19 protein-coding genes are annotated in these 15,516 nt (G+C 63.1%); 13 read left to right on the top strand and 6 right to left on the bottom strand.

Annotated elements, in window-relative coordinates:
• Positions 1-82: 82 nt before the first annotated feature.
• Together rlmN and NL532_RS04235 are read left to right on the top strand one after the other, a co-directional pair.
• A complete protein-coding gene (gene rlmN / locus NL532_RS04240) occupies positions 83-1,315 on the top strand; it encodes a dual-specificity RNA methyltransferase RlmN (protein ID WP_023828747.1) in 1,233 nt (410 codons plus the stop codon).
• On the top strand, positions 1,312-1,779 hold the full coding sequence (locus tag NL532_RS04235; protein ID WP_023694539.1) for a hypothetical protein: 468 nt from the start codon (positions 1,312-1,314) through the stop codon (positions 1,777-1,779). The genes rlmN and NL532_RS04235 overlap by 4 nt, the downstream gene beginning before the upstream one ends.
• On the opposite strand, the gene NL532_RS04230 is transcribed toward NL532_RS04235, so the two are convergent.
• Positions 1,751-2,392, bottom strand: a complete 642-nt coding sequence (locus tag NL532_RS04230; protein WP_023828748.1) for a LysE family translocator — start codon at positions 2,390-2,392, stop codon at positions 1,751-1,753. The two genes, NL532_RS04235 and NL532_RS04230, sit on opposite strands and share 29 nt — an antisense overlap.
• Before the next feature lie 188 nt (positions 2,393-2,580).
• Here NL532_RS04230 and NL532_RS04225 point away from each other — a divergent pair, with 188 nt between their 5' ends.
• The 3 genes from NL532_RS04225 to NL532_RS04215 all read left to right on the top strand — a co-directional run bounded on the left by NL532_RS04225 (position 2,581) and on the right by NL532_RS04215 (position 4,869).
• Positions 2,581-3,813, top strand: coding sequence for an argininosuccinate synthase (locus NL532_RS04225; protein WP_023828749.1), 1,233 nt, complete (start codon positions 2,581-2,583; stop codon positions 3,811-3,813).
• A 139-nt stretch (positions 3,814-3,952) separates the two neighbouring features.
• A complete protein-coding gene (locus tag NL532_RS04220; protein ID WP_245270220.1) occupies positions 3,953-4,375 on the top strand; it encodes a hypothetical protein in 423 nt (140 codons plus the stop codon).
• A 215-nt stretch (positions 4,376-4,590) separates the two neighbouring features.
• Positions 4,591-4,869, top strand: a complete 279-nt coding sequence (locus tag NL532_RS04215) for a hypothetical protein (RefSeq protein WP_023671712.1) — start codon at positions 4,591-4,593, stop codon at positions 4,867-4,869.
• Between the two features lie 101 nt (positions 4,870-4,970).
• Here the strand turns inward: NL532_RS04215 and NL532_RS04210 are convergent, their stop codons facing one another.
• Entirely contained in the window at positions 4,971-5,768 is a 798-nt protein-coding gene (locus NL532_RS04210) for a lytic murein transglycosylase (RefSeq protein ID WP_023671711.1), read from the bottom strand.
• Positions 5,769-6,061: 293 nt separating this feature from the next.
• On the opposite strand from NL532_RS04210, the gene NL532_RS04205 reads away from it, so the two are divergent.
• From NL532_RS04205 to NL532_RS04175, 7 genes are all read left to right on the top strand, one after another.
• Positions 6,062-7,159, top strand: a complete 1,098-nt coding sequence (locus NL532_RS04205) for a zinc-binding metallopeptidase family protein (protein ID WP_023828751.1) — start codon at positions 6,062-6,064, stop codon at positions 7,157-7,159.
• A gap of 62 nt (positions 7,160-7,221) precedes the next feature.
• Complete coding sequence (locus tag NL532_RS04200; protein ID WP_023828752.1) at positions 7,222-7,821, top strand: DUF1236 domain-containing protein; 600 nt, start codon at positions 7,222-7,224, stop codon at positions 7,819-7,821.
• Positions 7,822-7,968: 147 nt separating this feature from the next.
• On the top strand, positions 7,969-8,919 hold the full coding sequence (locus NL532_RS04195; protein ID WP_023828753.1) for a CPBP family intramembrane glutamic endopeptidase: 951 nt from the start codon (positions 7,969-7,971) through the stop codon (positions 8,917-8,919).
• Between the two features lie 382 nt (positions 8,920-9,301).
• Complete coding sequence (ffh, locus tag NL532_RS04190) at positions 9,302-10,888, top strand: signal recognition particle protein (protein ID WP_023671707.1); 1,587 nt, start codon at positions 9,302-9,304, stop codon at positions 10,886-10,888.
• A 7-nt stretch (positions 10,889-10,895) separates the two neighbouring features.
• Positions 10,896-11,222 carry a chorismate mutase gene (locus tag NL532_RS04185; RefSeq protein ID WP_023671706.1) on the top strand — a complete coding sequence of 109 codons (327 nt, stop codon included), beginning with the start codon at positions 10,896-10,898 and terminating at the stop codon, positions 11,220-11,222.
• Positions 11,223-11,326: 104 nt separating this feature from the next.
• Positions 11,327-11,728, top strand: coding sequence for a 30S ribosomal protein S16 (rpsP, locus tag NL532_RS04180; protein WP_023671705.1), 402 nt, complete (start codon positions 11,327-11,329; stop codon positions 11,726-11,728).
• A gap of 87 nt (positions 11,729-11,815) precedes the next feature.
• On the top strand, positions 11,816-12,658 hold the full coding sequence (locus NL532_RS04175; protein WP_023828754.1) for an acyl-CoA thioester hydrolase/BAAT C-terminal domain-containing protein: 843 nt from the start codon (positions 11,816-11,818) through the stop codon (positions 12,656-12,658).
• Between the two features lie 87 nt (positions 12,659-12,745).
• On the opposite strand, the gene NL532_RS04170 is transcribed toward NL532_RS04175, so the two are convergent.
• The 3 genes from NL532_RS04170 to NL532_RS04160 form a co-directional block, all read right to left on the bottom strand.
• The gene (locus tag NL532_RS04170; RefSeq protein ID WP_023687657.1) at positions 12,746-13,009 is read right to left on the bottom strand and encodes a YMGG-like glycine zipper-containing protein; all 264 of its coding nucleotides are present in this window, start codon (positions 13,007-13,009) and stop codon (positions 12,746-12,748) included.
• A 153-nt stretch (positions 13,010-13,162) separates the two neighbouring features.
• Complete coding sequence (locus NL532_RS04165; protein WP_023828755.1) at positions 13,163-13,687, bottom strand: SRPBCC family protein; 525 nt, start codon at positions 13,685-13,687, stop codon at positions 13,163-13,165.
• 14 nt (positions 13,688-13,701) lie between these two features.
• Positions 13,702-14,112, bottom strand: coding sequence for a DoxX family protein (locus NL532_RS04160; RefSeq protein WP_023687655.1), 411 nt, complete (start codon positions 14,110-14,112; stop codon positions 13,702-13,704).
• A 354-nt stretch (positions 14,113-14,466) separates the two neighbouring features.
• Here NL532_RS04160 and NL532_RS04155 point away from each other — a divergent pair, with 354 nt between their 5' ends.
• Positions 14,467-14,874, top strand: coding sequence for an ACT domain-containing protein (locus NL532_RS04155; RefSeq protein WP_023671700.1), 408 nt, complete (start codon positions 14,467-14,469; stop codon positions 14,872-14,874).
• A gap of 3 nt (positions 14,875-14,877) precedes the next feature.
• Here the strand turns inward: NL532_RS04155 and NL532_RS04150 are convergent, their stop codons facing one another.
• Positions 14,878-15,330: a GNAT family N-acetyltransferase gene (locus tag NL532_RS04150; protein ID WP_023671699.1), complete on the bottom strand. Its 453-nt coding sequence runs from the start codon at positions 15,328-15,330 to the stop codon at positions 14,878-14,880.
• Between the last annotated feature and the right edge of the window lie 186 nt (positions 15,331-15,516).

Below are 15,516 nucleotides of genomic sequence, written 5' to 3'. Positions count from 1 at the left end.
CGCCGCAACCTGTGCTATGCGCCGCGCTTCTTTTCGGCACGATGGATGAAATCGGCCGCAATTTGCTTATATTGGCGCTGATATGACCCTTTCCTTCGATCTCACCACTGAGGGCGCACGCGACGCGTTGCGCGCTCGCGCCACGCCCGAGAAGCCGTCGCTGATCGGCCTGACGCGGGCCGAACTCGGTGACGCCCTCATCAGTGCCGGCATCGTGCCCGAGCGCCAGGCGAAAATGCGCGCCCAACAGCTCTGGCACTGGATGTATGTGCGCGGCGTCTCCGATTTTGCCGGCATGTTCAACATCTCCAAGGATCTGCGCGCCGAACTCGACAAGCATTTCACCGTCGCCCGGCCCGAAATCGTCGAGGAGCAGATTTCCTCCGACGGCACGCGCAAGTGGCTGTTCCGCTTTCCGCCGCGCGGTGCCGGCCGTCCCGTCGAGATCGAGACCGTCTACATCCCCGAAGAAGGCCGCGGCACGCTCTGCATCTCCTCGCAGGTCGGCTGCACGCTGACCTGCTCGTTCTGCCACACCGGCACGCAGAAGCTGGTGCGCAATTTGACGGCGGAAGAGATCCTGGCGCAATTGCTCACCGCCCGCGACCGGCTCGGCGATTTCCCCGACCGCGACACACCCGACGGCGCCATCGTCCCTGCCGAGGGCAGAAAAGTCTCCAACGTCGTCATGATGGGCATGGGCGAGCCGCTCTACAATTTCGAGGCGGTGAAGAAGGCGCTGCTGATTGCCTCCGACGGCGACGGACTGTCGCTGTCGAAGCGCCGCATTACGCTCTCGACCTCCGGCGTGGTGCCCGAGATCTTCCGCACCGGCGAGGAGATAGGGGTCATGCTGGCGATCTCGCTGCACGCCACCAATGACGATCTGCGCGACCTGCTTGTGCCGATCAACAAGAAGTATCCGCTGAAGGAACTGATCGAGGCCTGCCGCGCCTATCCCGGCCTGTCCAACGCCAAGCGCATCACCTTCGAATATGTGATGCTGAAGGACGTCAACGATTCCATCGAGGACGCCAAGGGGCTGATCAAGCTGCTCAAAGGCATTCCAGCCAAGATCAATCTGATCCCGTTCAACCCGTGGCCGGGCACCAACTATCAGTGCTCGGACTGGGAGACGATCGAGAAGTTTGCCGACTACATCAACAATGCCGGCTATGCCTCGCCGATCCGCACGCCGCGCGGCCGCGACATCCTGGCCGCCTGCGGGCAGCTCAAATCCGACTCCGAACGCATGCGCAAGGTCGACCGCCTGGCGCTGGAAGCCATGATGATTGCGGGGCATGGCGAGGCGTGAGCCGCCTCTTCGCCTATATCCTCCGTTTCGCTGTCATCCTGTTCGGCTATGTCGTCGCCTCATTGGCGGCGAGCGCCTTTCTCAACGTGCTGTTCCTGGCTTCCGTCGGTTATATGCCGGACGATGCGCACCCAGCGGCGGCCGCGGCGCTGTATTTTTCGATCCCGTTCGTGGCGCTGTTTGTCGCCTATTTCGCTTTCATACCGGCGGTGGTCGCAATCCTGATCTCCGAGGTCCTCAGCCGCCGCGACTGGCTGTTCTATGCACTCGCGGGCGGCTTGGTGGCCGCGGCCTTCCTCGGCTTCGTCCACCAGAACGTGGATTTCGACGTCACCGAACCGCGCGCCATCGCCGCGGTGATCGGCTGCGGCATGGTCGGCGGCATCTTCTACTGGCTAAGCGCCGGCCGCTGGGCCGGAAGCTGGTGGCAGGCCGCTACTTCGCCTGAGCGGTCAGGATCTTGAGCGCGAAGGCCGAAAACACACCGGCAAAGAGATAGTCGACGACCCGCGTCACCCGCGGGCTGGCCTTCATCGCCGCCGAAAACCTTTCCGCGGCAAACACCATCGGCGCCGTGACCGGGACCGACAGCACGATGAACATGAGGCCGAGGGAGAACAGTTTTCCCGGCGCGTTCGGATCGTGAGCCGAGACGAACTGCGGCAGAAACGTCATGAAGAACAGGATGATCTTCGGGTTGAGTAAATTGACGCCGAGTCCGGCGGCCCAGCTGCGGAACAGCGAAATCTGCGGGCCATTCTTCTTCTGCGGTGAAAACGCCGAGCCCTTGGTCATCGCCTGCCAGGCCAGGAACACCAGATAGACGGCGCCGAAGATTTTCAGCACCAGGAAGGCCATCGGCGAGGCGACGATCAGCGCCGAGATGCCGACCGCCACCAAAGTTGTATGGATCAGCGTGCCGAACAGAGCACCCGCCAGCGAGGCAAAGCCGGCGGCGCGGCCCTGGCTCAGCGTGCGCGAGACGAAAAGCGTCATATCAGGCCCCGGCGTGATCGCCAGGATCATGGTGGCGACGGCGAACTGGATCAGCGTCGTGGTGTCGGGAATGAAGGACATCGGTGGCCCCTGGCGAATGATCGTCGGTCTATAACGCAGCCTCCCCGCTCACGCCAGCAACTGACTAGCGTGGCATCTGGTCCAGCGGCTGCGGCGGCCGGCGCCCGTTCATCCCTTGCGCTGGCCGGAAATGCCGTGATACCTCGCCCGCGAAACTCACGCGCGGAACCGCCAAAATGTCCCCAGCAATGCCCAAGACAAAAGACGTCAAGAAGGTCGTGCTCGCCTATTCCGGCGGTCTCGACACCTCCATCATCCTGAAATGGCTGCAGACCGAGCTCGGCGCGGAAGTCGTCACCTTCACCGCCGATCTCGGCCAGGGTGGCGAGCTGGAGCCGGCGCGCAAGAAGGCCGAGATGATGGGCATCAAGGATATCCGCGTCGTCGATGTCCGCGAGGAATTCGTCGCCGACTTCGTCTTCCCGATGTTTCGCGCCAATGCCGTCTACGAAGGCACCTACCTGCTCGGCACCTCGATCGCCCGGCCGCTGATCTCCAAACACCTGGTCGAGATCGCCAGGGAGACCGGGGCCGATGCCATTGCGCATGGCGCCACCGGCAAGGGCAACGACCAGGTCCGTTTCGAGCTGTCGGCCTATGCGCTGAATCCCGACATCAAGGTCATCGCGCCGTGGCGCGACTGGTCGTTCAAGTCGCGCACCGACCTGATCAACTTCGCCGAGCAGCACCAGATCCCGGTGGCCAAGGACAAGCGGGGCGAGGCGCCGTTCTCGGTCGACGCCAACCTTCTGCACTCCTCTTCCGAGGGCAAGGTGCTGGAAGACCCGTGGAGCGAGCCGCCGGAATTCGTCCACCAGCGTACCGTTTCGCCGATGGAGGCGCCGGACAAGGTCACCGAGATCGAGATCGAATTTTTGAAGGGCGATCCGATTGCGCTGAACGGCAAGAAACTGTCGCCGGCCGAGATGCTGACGGCCCTCAACGATCTTGGCCGCGACAATGGCATCGGCCGGCTCGACCTGGTCGAGAATCGCTTCGTCGGCATGAAATCGCGCGGCGTCTACGAGACCCCCGGCGGCACCATCCTGATCGTCGCCCACCGCGCCATCGAATCGATCACGCTCGACCGCGGGGCCGGCCATCTCAAGGACGAGTTCATGCCGCGCTACGCCGAACTGATCTACAACGGCTTCTGGTTCTCGCCCGAGCGGCTGATGCTGCAGGCGATGATCGACAAGAGCCAGGAGGACGTCGAAGGCACGGTGCGCCTGAAACTCTACAAGGGCAATGTAATGGTCACCGGCCGCAAATCCAAGAAGACGCTCTATTCCGACGCCCTGGTCACCTTCGAGGATGACCGCGGCGCCTACGACCAGAAGGACGCCGCCGGCTTCATCCGCCTCAACGCGCTGCGGCTGAGGACGCTGGCGGCAAGGAGCCGCAAGGGTGAACCAAACTAGTGTTCCAGGAAAACCCGGCGGTCACGCAGGGTTTTTATTTGGTACCTCTAATATAAGAGGCCAAGCTGGCTGACATGGTTTCCGTTTGACCTTTTAAAAGCCTCATCTAAATTCCTTCGCGGGACGAGGGATTCCGATCGTGAAAAACGCCATTTTTCTCATGCTTGCGGCGGCCATCGTCTTTACCGGATGCCAGTCCTCGCAGGCGGCCGCGAAACGCGAGCAGGACGGGTGCATCTCCGCAGTCCATTTGTGGAGCATCACGTTCAAGCACGAAATCGCCTCTTTCATGGGCGTCTCGCAGGAGCGCATGCCAGCCCTGTTCTGCCAGCGCCTTGGCGAAGGGGTCCGCAGCGGGCGGATCAGCTACTCCGATTTGAACAGAGTGCAGCTAGACCTGCCCACCGAGATATGGCTGGTCATCAAGGGCAAGTCAAAGGCGGCTGCCAGGGCCGCGCCGGTGCTGCGCAACTCCAAATTCCGGAGCTGCAAAGGTACTGAAGGCGCCTTCGAGGTTCCTATTTCCCAGAAGTGCCCGTTGAGCGGCTACGCACATTATTGAGAGCCCAGGCGCTCAGCCGGCATTTGCGCCAACGATCGAGCAATTCGAGAAAGAGCATGCCCGACTTCGTCCGTAACTGCGTAAAAACAAAGAAATAGAGCGACGGCAAAGAACTCAGTGCTTTTCCTGCTTGATCTTTTCGGGCCCTTATCTAGCCTCCTCACAATCGATGGGGGCAGCTGACAATGAAGCCGTGGTTTGTGGCCCTGCCTGCAATGGTCGTCATGCTGGCCGGTTGCCAGACTGGGCAGGAGCAAGTGAGACAGGATCCCGAGGCGGCATTCGATCGCTGCGTCAGCAAGGTGGCCATATCGAATATATCGGCCAAACACGAGATCGCCGCTTTTATGGGCGTTTCCCTGGAGCGCATGCCGCCACTGCTGTGCCGCCGCCTTGTCGATGCCATGAAGACCGGCCGGCTGACCTTCTCCGACATAAACCGCCTCCAGTTCGACCAGTCCACGGACATCTGGAAGGTCATAAAAGGCGGGTAGCCGCTCGGCTGCTGAACGGTTTGACCGCCAAAAGCTCCAGTCCTTGCAGAAAAGCCCGGGCGCATGGCCGGGCTTTCCGTTCTTCGATCTCGATATTTCTATCAACCGCCATCGATCGCGTCGGCGATCTGGGCGATGGCCTGCTGGTAGACGCTCGCGGAATTCCAGCCGGCGATGGCCCCCATATTCGCACTCGCGCTCGCACCCGCCCGCCAGCCATGAGCCTTGAGAAAGTTGGCCGTCGAAGCCAAGGCCGTCGCCTTGTCGCGCAGATTTCCGTTGCCGACGCCATACTTCAGGACATTGCCGGGCAGGAACTGCGTATGGCCGATCTCGCCATGCGCAGCCCCAACCGACGAGGCGCTCAGCGCGCCGCGATCGACCAGCTTCAGCGCCGCAATGGCATGCGGGTAAAAGAACCCCGGGCGACGGCAATCATAGGCAAGCGTCAGAATGGCGGAGACCGTGTTCTGGTTGCCCAGGGAGGCTCCGAAGCCGGTTTCCATGCCCCAGATGGCCAGCAACACGCCCGGCGACACGCCGTAATTGCTCTCGATCCTGTCGAACATCGCCGCATTCGACTTCTTCAGCGCACGGCCCCTGGAAATGATCGCAGCTCCGCCACGGCGCTTCATGAAGGCGTCCACCGAACCGCTGAAAGCCTTGTGGATGGCGCGGTCGACGGAGATTGTCTTTGTCGCGTAGCTGGCACCGGCCAGAGCAGCCAGACCCTTCCCGCCGACACCTTCGGACCTGGCCTGCGCGGCAAAGTCCTGCTTCCACGCTTCGAAGCCCGCGCCGGTCTTGCCGCAGCTGGCCGCCGCCTGCGCGCCCGTCGCCAGCGCAAGTACCGCGACCACCGCGGCAGCAATAATCTTTCCCTTGGCAAGCAATGCCATGCTTTTCTCCTGATTGCCTGAATCACGTCCCGGTTGCGAACTTGCCAGCGAAACGCGCCATTGTCACCGTACCCCCGGCGCTACCCTGGCCAATGCAGCGGAATTTGCTTACGATCAAGTGCTTATTGTGGCCGAAACGCCCGGGCGCCGGGCAGGCGAATTCGCTGCTCGGGTAAAAAGAGGTGACGGGGGCATGGAACGGCGGCCCGTGGCGGGCGTTTGGGCGAGGCGCCGCTCCGCACCATATTCCTCCTCTGACGCCATACGCCAACGCCTGACGCATCGAGATCGACATGAAACTGTTCGACTGCCCGCATTGCGGCCACCGCCTCTACTTCGAGAATGCGCAGTGCCTGAATTGCGGGAGTCTCGTGCTTTACGATCCCGAGCATGCGCGCTTTGCCTTGTCTGACGTCGACGGCATCTTCCACTGCACCAATGCGGATGAATGCGCCTGCAACTGGATGGCCGAACCGGGCCATACCTACTGCCGCGCCTGCTTGCTGAACCAGCTGATCCCCGACCTCTCCGTCGACGGCAACCGCCGCCGCTGGATTCGCGTCGAGGCGGCCAAGAAGCGCGCCGTCTATTCGCTGCTCGCCTTCGGCCTTCCGGTCGCGCCCAAGCACAAGCACGCCGACGAAATCGGCCTCGCCTTCGACTTCATTGCCGATCCGATCGGCGGCGGTCCCGGCGGCGAACGCATCCTTACCGGCCACGACAACGGCCTGATCACGCTCAACGTCGCCGAGGCGGACTCGGCCGAGCGCGAGCGGCGTCGCGTCGAGATGGGCGAAAATTACCGCACGCTGCTCGGTCATTTCCGTCATGAGCTTGGCCATTACTACTGGGACCGGCTGATCCGCGACGAGCCGCAACGGCTCGATGCCTTCCGGGCGCTGTTCGGCGACGAACGCTCCGACTACGAGCAGGCGCTGAAGGCCTATTACGCCAATGGCGCTGCGCCCGACTGGCAGCAGAACCACATCTCCGCCTATGCGACGTCGCATCCATGGGAAGACTGGGCCGAGACCTGGGCGCACCATCTCCACATCACCGACACGCTGGAGATGGTGCACGCGCTGAATTTTCCACTCGGCCAGCTTGAGACGATGGAGACCAATGTGCTGCCGCAAGGCGACACCGGCGGCCGGTTGCAGGCGGCGCCCGCGGAACCTGACGCCGTGCCCGAGCCGTTCGAAAAGATTCTCGCCCGCTGGCTGGTACTCTCGGAAGCCTCCAACTCGATCAACCGCTGCATGGGCCTGCCCGACCTTTATCCCTTCGTCATTTCGGACGTGACGGCGCAGAAACTCAGCTTCGTGCATGAGCTTTTGACCGGTTTGCCGAAAGAAACCGGAACAAATCGTGAGCTGGCGTCGGTATTTTAGCCGGAACGCATGCGTTCTGGTTTCGTTTGGTGTCGCGGGGGACCATGAAAGGGAGAGAAACCATGAGACGCATATTGTTTCCGGCCGTCGCCGGGGCGCTTGTCGCGATGTCGGGTGTGGCACTCGCCGATACCGCCGTCTCGGCCGTCACCGATCTTAATGTGCGCGCCGGCCCCGGCCCGCAATATCCTGTGATCGGCGTGCTCGCCGCCGGCCAGTCGGCGACGCTCAATGGCTGCATCGAAAACAGCAAATGGTGCACCATTGCCGAAGCCGGAGGCCAGGGCTGGGTCTATTCCGACTATGTCACGGCCGATTTCGGCGGCAACCGGGTCGTTCTGACACGCCGCCCCGCCAACGCCGCCATCACCGTGGTTACACCGCCGCAGGATGATTATCCCGATACCTATACCGGTGCGATTCTGTCCGACGACGGCCCCGTCGACGCCATCGACAGGCCACCGGCGGAAGTCGGCACCTATGTCAGCACGCACCGGCTCGATCCTGTCTATCTCGAGGGCGAGGTGGTGACCGGTGCCACCTTGCCCGACACGGTCGAACTGCGCGAAATCCCCGACTACCGCTACCGCTACGTCTATGTGAATGGCCAGCAGGCGCTGGTCGACCCGCAGACACGGCGCATCATGTACGTCGTGCGCTGATTTTGCCTGGAAAGAATGACAAGTGAACTCGTGCCGCCCTCCTGCCGAGGCTGAGGGCGGCAAAAGGGTCGCTGAACAGCAGCAATTGCGCGAGAGCCGACGATCCCCTAGATCATGCGACCCGATGCGTTCGGCAGAGGAACTCGCGTGATATCAGATCCAGCCGCCTTCGAGCGCTATCGCAACACGGCCACCGAAAAGACGAACCTGCCGCGGCTGATAATTGGAACGGCAGTCGTCGTCCTGTTCTGGGTGGCGATCACCCTGGTTGTGGTGCTTGGCGGCACCTATGTCGCGATCGTCTGGCATGTATTGCCGGACGATCCGCGCGGGCCGCTTCAGGGCTTTCTGGCCTCGCCCATCGGCATACTCGCCGCACTCACCTCGTTTACCGGCATCTGGCTCGGCCTCTGGCTTGCCATGCGTTTCGTCCATGGCGAGCCGCTCTCGGCGCTTTTCGGCGCCAGTCGCCGCGTGTCCTTGTCGGGCTTCCTCAAGGGCCTGGTCGCGGTGCTGATCACATCGGCGCTTTCCGAAATCCTGCTCTACTGGCTACAGCCCGAAATCGCCCGCGGCACGATCAACCTGTCGACCTGGCTGCTGTTCCTGCTCCCGATCGTGGCGCTGACCCTGCTGCAGACCTCGTCCGAGGAGATGCTGTTTCGCGGCTATCTGCTGCGCGGCCTGGCCAGGCGCTTCGAGAGCCCTTACGTGTGGGCGCTATTGCCCGCTTTGCTGTTCACCTCCTTGCATTGGAGCCCGGGCTCGACCCCCGCCATCAACGCCTGCGTGCTGGCCTCGATCGCCGCCTTCGCCTTGCTGTTGACGCTGGTGGTTTATGTCACCGGCAATCTCGGCGCCGCCTTCGGCGCCCATCTCGGCAACAATCTCACCGGCTTCCTGCTGATCTCGCATCAGGAGAACTACAATTCCTTCGCCCTGTTCAACGCCAAGCCGCTGGAAGGTCCGGACTGGACGACGACGGATGCCGTCATCATCGCCGCCATCGGTATCGTCTGCACCTTGCTGACGATCCTGCTGCTTCTGCACCCGCGCTCGCCGCTGAAGGTTACGGCCGACCCTCGGGATGCAGGGTGAACTAAACAGGGACCGATCCAGAGACCGGCAAGCCGCCCTTGTCTTGACTCTTCGGCCGATTTCCTGTCTACAGCCCCGAAATCCGCGACGAGTATCCCTCCGAGCAAGCCGACCAGGACGCCAAAACCTTTTGAGGTGGGTGCTGTAAACAGATCCTGGAGGCCAACACCCGGCAGCGCTGAGCGCCCCGGGTGCTTTTTGGTTTTGAGCTTTGCTTGGATGAGCGGCGCGAACGCACTACCTCTCGGGCACCATCGGGGTGCCTGAGAAAAAGGAAACGGAATGTTTGAATCGCTGCAGGAGCGCACAAGAGGCGTGGAGGGCCATCGGCCCGACAGGGATCACCATGAATCCAAGGCGCTCTCGCGCGGCGGGTTGACCAATGTTTGAATCACTTCAGGAGCGCCTTGGCTCCATCCTGAACGGCCTGACAGGCCGCGGCGCGCTGTCGGAGGCTGATGTCTCGGCGGCGTTGCGCGAGGTGCGCCGTGCGCTGCTCGAAGCCGACGTTGCGCTGGAAGTGGTGCGTTCCTTCACCGACAAGGTGCGCGAGAAGGCCGTCGGCGCCGCCGTCGTCAAGTCGATCAAGCCCGGACAGATGGTCGTCAAGATCGTCCATGACGAGTTGGTCGACATGCTCGGCGCCGAGGGCGTCGCCATCGACCTCAATGCGCCGGCGCCGGTCGTCATCATGATGGTCGGCCTGCAGGGCTCCGGCAAGACGACGACCTCGGCCAAGATCGCCAAGCGCCTGACCGAGCGCCAGAACAAGAAGGTTCTGATGGCCTCGCTCGACACGCGGCGGCCCGCGGCGCAAGAGCAGCTGCGCCAGCTCGGCGAGCAGGTCAAAGTCGCGACCCTGCCTGTCATTGCGGGCCAGAACCCGGTCGACATCGCCAGGCGCGCCGTCCAGGCAGCCAAGCTCGGCGGTCATGACGTCGTCATCCTCGACACCGCCGGCCGCACCCATATCGATGAGCCGCTGATGGTGGAGATGGCCGACATCAAGAAGATGTCGAGCCCGCACGAAATCCTGCTGGTCGCGGATTCGCTGACCGGCCAGGACGCCGTCAACCTTGCCAAAAGCTTCGACGAGCGCGTCGGCATCACCGGCCTGGTGCTGACCCGCATGGACGGCGATGGCCGTGGCGGTGCCGCGCTTTCGATGCGCGCCGTCACCGGCAAGCCGATCAAGCTGATCGGCACCGGCGAAAAGATGGACGGGCTGGAGGAATTCCACCCCAAGCGTATTGCAGACCGCATCCTCGGCATGGGCGACATCGTCTCGCTGGTCGAAAAGGCCGCCGAAAACATCGACGCCGAGCAGGCGGCGGCGATGGCCAAAAAGATGCAGTCGGGCAAGTTCGACCTGAACGACCTTGCCGGCCAGCTTCAGCAGATGTCGAAAATGGGCGGCATGGGCGGCATCATGGGCATGATGCCCGGCATGGGCAAAATGAAGGACCAGATGGCGGCCGCCGGCCTCGACGACAAGATGTTCGGCCGCCAACTCGCCATAATCTCGTCGATGACCAAGGCCGAGCGCGCCAATCCGGACATGCTGAAACATTCGCGCAAGAAGCGCATCGCCGCCGGCTCAGGCACGGATGCGGCCGAGATCAACAAGCTCTTGAAAATGCATCGCGGCATGGCCGACATGATGAAGGCGATGGGCGGCAAGGGCAAAGGCGGCGGCCTGATGCGCGGCATGATGGGCGGCCTTGCCTCCAAGATGGGCCTCGGCGGCATGATGCCGGGTGGCCCCGGCGGCATGATGGGTGGCGGCATGCCCGACCTCTCCAAGATGGATCCCAAGCAGCTCGAAGCCTTGCAGAAGCAGATGCCCGGCCTTGGCGGCATGAAGGGCCCGCCCACCCCGAGCGGCGGTGGCCTGCCCGGTCTGCCCGGCGGCATGAAGCTTCCCGGCCTTGGCGGCGGTGGTCTGCCCGGCCTCGGAAAGAAGAAGTGAGGACGCTATGAACGAAGAAAAAGACATGGCCGACGCACGCACCATCCTGGCCGGCTATCGCGCCTCGATCGACAACATCGACGCCGCCCTCATTCATATGCTGGCCGAGCGCTTCCGCTGCACCAAGGCGGTCGGCGTGCTCAAGGCCGAGCATGGCCTGCCGCCCGCCGACCCGGCGCGCGAGCAGGAGCAGATCACCCGCCTTCGCCAGCTGGCGAAGGACGCTCATCTCGACCCCGATTTCGCGGAAAAATTCCTCAACTTCGTCGTCCGCGAAGTGATCCGCCATCACGAGCAGATCGCCGCGTCCAACGGCGCAAGCAAAACCGGCTAACAAAGTGCATGTCGCCCAAAAGTGCGCAGCGGTTTTGGGACAACGACCTGCACCAGACAAAGCCATTAACCCAACACTGAAATCAGAAATTTAGGAGAAATGAAATGCCCTTGAAGATCAGACTGGCCCGTGCGGGCTCGAAGAAGCGCCCTTACTACCACGTCGTCATTGCCGACGCCCGTTCGCCGCGCGACGGCCGGTTCATCGAGTCGATCGGCTCGTGGAACCCGCTGCTGCCCAAGGACGGCGAGCGCGTCAAGGTCGACGCCGACCGCGTCAAGCATTGGCTGTCGCACGGCGCTCAGCCGACCGACCGCGTGCTGCGCTTCCTCGATGAGGCCGGCCTCCTCAAGCGCGAAGCCCGCTCCAACCCGAAGAAGGCCGAGCCCGGCAAGAAGGCGCAGGAACGTGCCTCTCTGCTGAAGAAGGCCCAGGAAGACGCTGCCGCCGCCGTTGCCGCCGCTGCTGCAGCCCCGGCCGAAGCGGAAGCCGCCACCGCCGAATAAGCATCGCGTCATCGCATCGACAAAACGGCGGGCCTGTGCCCGCCGTTTTGCTAATGTGCGGCGATGTCATATGCGTTCGAACGAAAGATGACTGAGCGGACCGTCACGGAAGAGACCCTTTTCGGCGGCGTAGCCGGAACGCTGTTGCGATGCGCCGGCGCCACGACAGGCGTCGTCGTGCTCAGCGGATCGAGCGGCCGCATCGACGTCACCCGCGCCCGGCTCTTTGCCAAGGAAGGAGCATCCGCTCTCGCGCTGCAATGGTTTGGCGGCGAAGGTCAGGTGCCCGGCATTTGCGAGATCCCGCTCGAAACGTTTTTCGCGGCGACCGACTATCTTGTCCAGATGGGATGCCGGCGCATCGTCTATGTCGGGACCTCGAAAGGCGCCGAGGCCTCCCTGCTTGCGGCGGCTCACGATCCACGCATCGGCCTTGTTGCGATCAGCCCGACATCGGTGGTCTGGGGCAATATCGGGCCGGGCCGCGACGGCGTCAGCTGGCCGGAACGATCGTCGTGGACGATCGAGGGGATTCCTTTGCCGTTTGTCCCAAGCAATCCCGCTTGGAACGCCGAGTATGTCGATGGTCTGGTGTCCTACCGGCGGCTCTTCCTACGTGCCTTGCAAACCTTCGAGGACGCAGCGGCCAAGGCTGCCATTCCCGCCGAAGCTATTTCAGCCGACATTGTTCTGGTTGCGGGCGGCGACGACGCGCTATGGCCATCGCTGGATTTTGCCCAGTCGATCGTTCGGCGTCGCCAGGACACAGCAATGACCACCTGCCTCGTCTCAGTGCCCGACGCCGGCCACCGCATTCTGCTGCCGGGCGAAAACACGCCGCGCTCGGGGCTGCACGCCCATGGCGGCAATGACGACGCCGACACACGCCTGGGCCGCCTGGCTTGGGAGCATATCCGGGGATTGCTGTAGCGCAGGCAGCCATGGTCCAGCTGCCTTGGGCAACAGCGAAACCGGCGATCTATAGCCGCCGGTTTCCGATGTTGGACCTGGCTGTGTTCAATAACCGTCGGGGCAGCTGGCGATGTAGGTGCGCCCGTTGCGGCCGCGGTAGCGACATTGACCGCTTTCGCTGGCACGGCCGATCAGCGCGCCGGCCACGGCGCCGACGGCGCCGCCGACGACGGCGCCCTGAACCGGATCATTTGCCACAGCTGCGCCAACCGCCGCGCCGCCGAGGCCGCCGACCGCGGCACCCTTTTCGGTTTGCGAGCACGCACCCAGTGCGGTCGCCAGTACCAGAATGATCATCGCTCTTTTCATTATCGTTCCTCTCTCACGCGGATCGCCGTCCTCGCCGCCACGGCTCTAACTCCCAGACGGCTGATTTGATCCCGATGACGTGAGAGATCGCGGTGTCCGCGCCGGTCACATTCGTGCCGACCGCCGCCGAGCTTGTTGAAAATCCAGGCTTTTCTACCTTTCGGCTGCCTTTTTCAGATTGGCGAGGCCAGCCTCGAAATCCTTGCCGATCAGCGTATCGAAACTCATGAACAGGCCCATCAGCTTGGCAATGAAGGGCCGGCTGCCGCGCATTGCCCAGGTGACTGCGGTGGTGTCGCCCGAGGGCTTCAGGGTGAAGTCGACGCTGTTGCTGGCCCGGAACGGCTTCTCGAAGTCGAGCTTCAGCGACACCAGCGAGGATGGCACGGAATTGACGATCTCCATGCGTCCCTTGCCGGCCTTGGCATTGCCTTCCCAGGCGTAGGCGGCGCCCTTGCCGGCATCAGCGCCCGACAGTGTGCGCTTCATCAGCGGGTCGAGCTTTTCGTAGGGTGACCATTCCGGCCAGTGCTTGAAATTGTTGATCAGCGGAAAGATCGCTTCCGGCGCGGCCTTGATGCTGGCGGTGCGGGCGGTGAAATCATTCGACCTCGTCGCCGCATAGATGAGCACGGCGGCGATGATGACGACCAGGAGGATGAGAATGGTGCTGAGCATGTTTTTCTCCTCGCTTAACGGCTGAACGGGATCAGGGCGCGCACGCTTGGGTCGCGCAGATAGAGACCGCCCCACAGGATGATGCCGAGATAGACGCTAAACAGCGTGTGCGAAAACAACGGGCTGCCGACGCGCATATTTGTGGCGATGGCGCCGCCGAGATAGCCGGTGAGCAGGATGGCGCCGAGCACCGAGGTGCGGGGCAGCGCATAGAGCGCGGTCGAGATCAGCCCGATAATGCCGAGCGTGCGCGCGACATTGACATCGGCCGGCCAGCCGAGCGGCACCATGGTCTGGGTGACGACATCGAGCGGCGGCAGCTTGATGACGCCGTCGAAGATCATAAACAGGATGATGAGGCCGCTGAGCACGCGGCCGGTCCACAGGGCGCCCGATGAGACGGGCATGGTTTGAGAAATACTCACGGGTGTTCCCTCCTAAGCGGTTCGAGCCGTTTGCTGGCTTCGGACCAAGGACGAGCGATGGGGCGGCGATCCTACAGGGTGCGGATTCTTTTTGGGTAGCAGCAAGCAAAAGCCGCTGCGTGGCGATCCTTCACACCCCCTCTGGCCTGCCGGCCATCTCCCCCGCAAGGGGGAGATTACACGCTCGACCGCTTCGGCAATGTTCCATGAATGAGCGGAGCATCGAAACCGCCGATCTCCCTGGTTGCGGGGGAGATGCCCGGCAGGGCAGAGGGGGCGCTGTCCCTCCACCTTGACGGACTATCGACATCCACCAGTCACGGCTATTGATAGGGCTGGGCGAGAGACGAGCGAATGGCCGGCGAGACTGATCTGAAAAAGCTGCTGGCGGCGATGACGCCGGAACTGCTGCCGGACGTCTACGTGTTCGCTACGCTCACACCTGGAATCAGCCGGCAGGCAGGCCTCGATCCCGTGATGGTCTTTCGCGAGCGCGAGGGTGTGACACTGATCGTGACCGAGGACGCGGCACGGGCGGCCGGGCTGACCGCTTCGTTCCGCTGCCGCATGATCACCCTGAACGTCCACTCCTCGCTGGAAGCCGTCGGCTTCCTCGCCGCCATCACCGCCCGGCTTGCCGCCGCCGGCATGGGCGTCAATCCGGTCTCTGCTTTCTATCATGACCATCTGTTCGTGCCCGCTGAGCGGGCCGAGGAAGCGATGGAGTTATTGCGCCAACTGGCCAAGGATAACGCCGGCTGAATATCAAGCTCGACGCACGTAGAGAATATCCGGCAGGCCTTCTTCGTTGGTGGTGCCCGCGCCGAACGCCTCGGGGCGAAAGCCATGGCGCTCGTAGAAGCGACGCGCGCCGGTGTTGGCCTGGAAGCAATGCAGTTTAACGATCCGTAGCGCGGCGGTCGCTTGCACCAGCAGCCGGCTGCCTATGCCTTGCCCCGTCCAGGCGGGGTCGAGATAGAGCTGTTCCACCCAATCGCCGCTGAGGGCAATGAAGCCGACAATGCCGGTGCCGGCCTCGGCGACCGTCACCTGCTGCCGGGACAGCACGATCTCGCGGATGAAGGCAAGATCCTCATCCGGCGTGTGGATGACCGGCATCCAGGAGAACGAGCCAAGTGCGGCCCGCATGACAATGGCGATGGTCGCGGCATCCAAAGCCGTGGCGGGGCGCAGCACGATTTTGGTGGGATCGTTCAAAGGCGTTTCTCAACAGAGGTCAGCGCTGCCCTCATCCCCCTGCCGGGACCTTCTCCCCGTGAACGGGGAGAAGGAAGGCTTCGGCCGAAGGCCGAGCCCGCGACTACGGGCCGCCGGCTTTCCGGCGCCCCGCGGAGGGCCAGCCGCGGCAGCGGCGATACGGCCCGTGAGCGATAAACGGAATCG

This window comes from Mesorhizobium sp. C120A (assembly GCF_030323105.1).
Lineage (GTDB): Bacteria > Pseudomonadota > Alphaproteobacteria > Rhizobiales > Rhizobiaceae > Mesorhizobium.
Note: the sequence above shows the minus strand (reverse complement) of the source record. Positions and strands in the feature narration are given on the sequence as shown.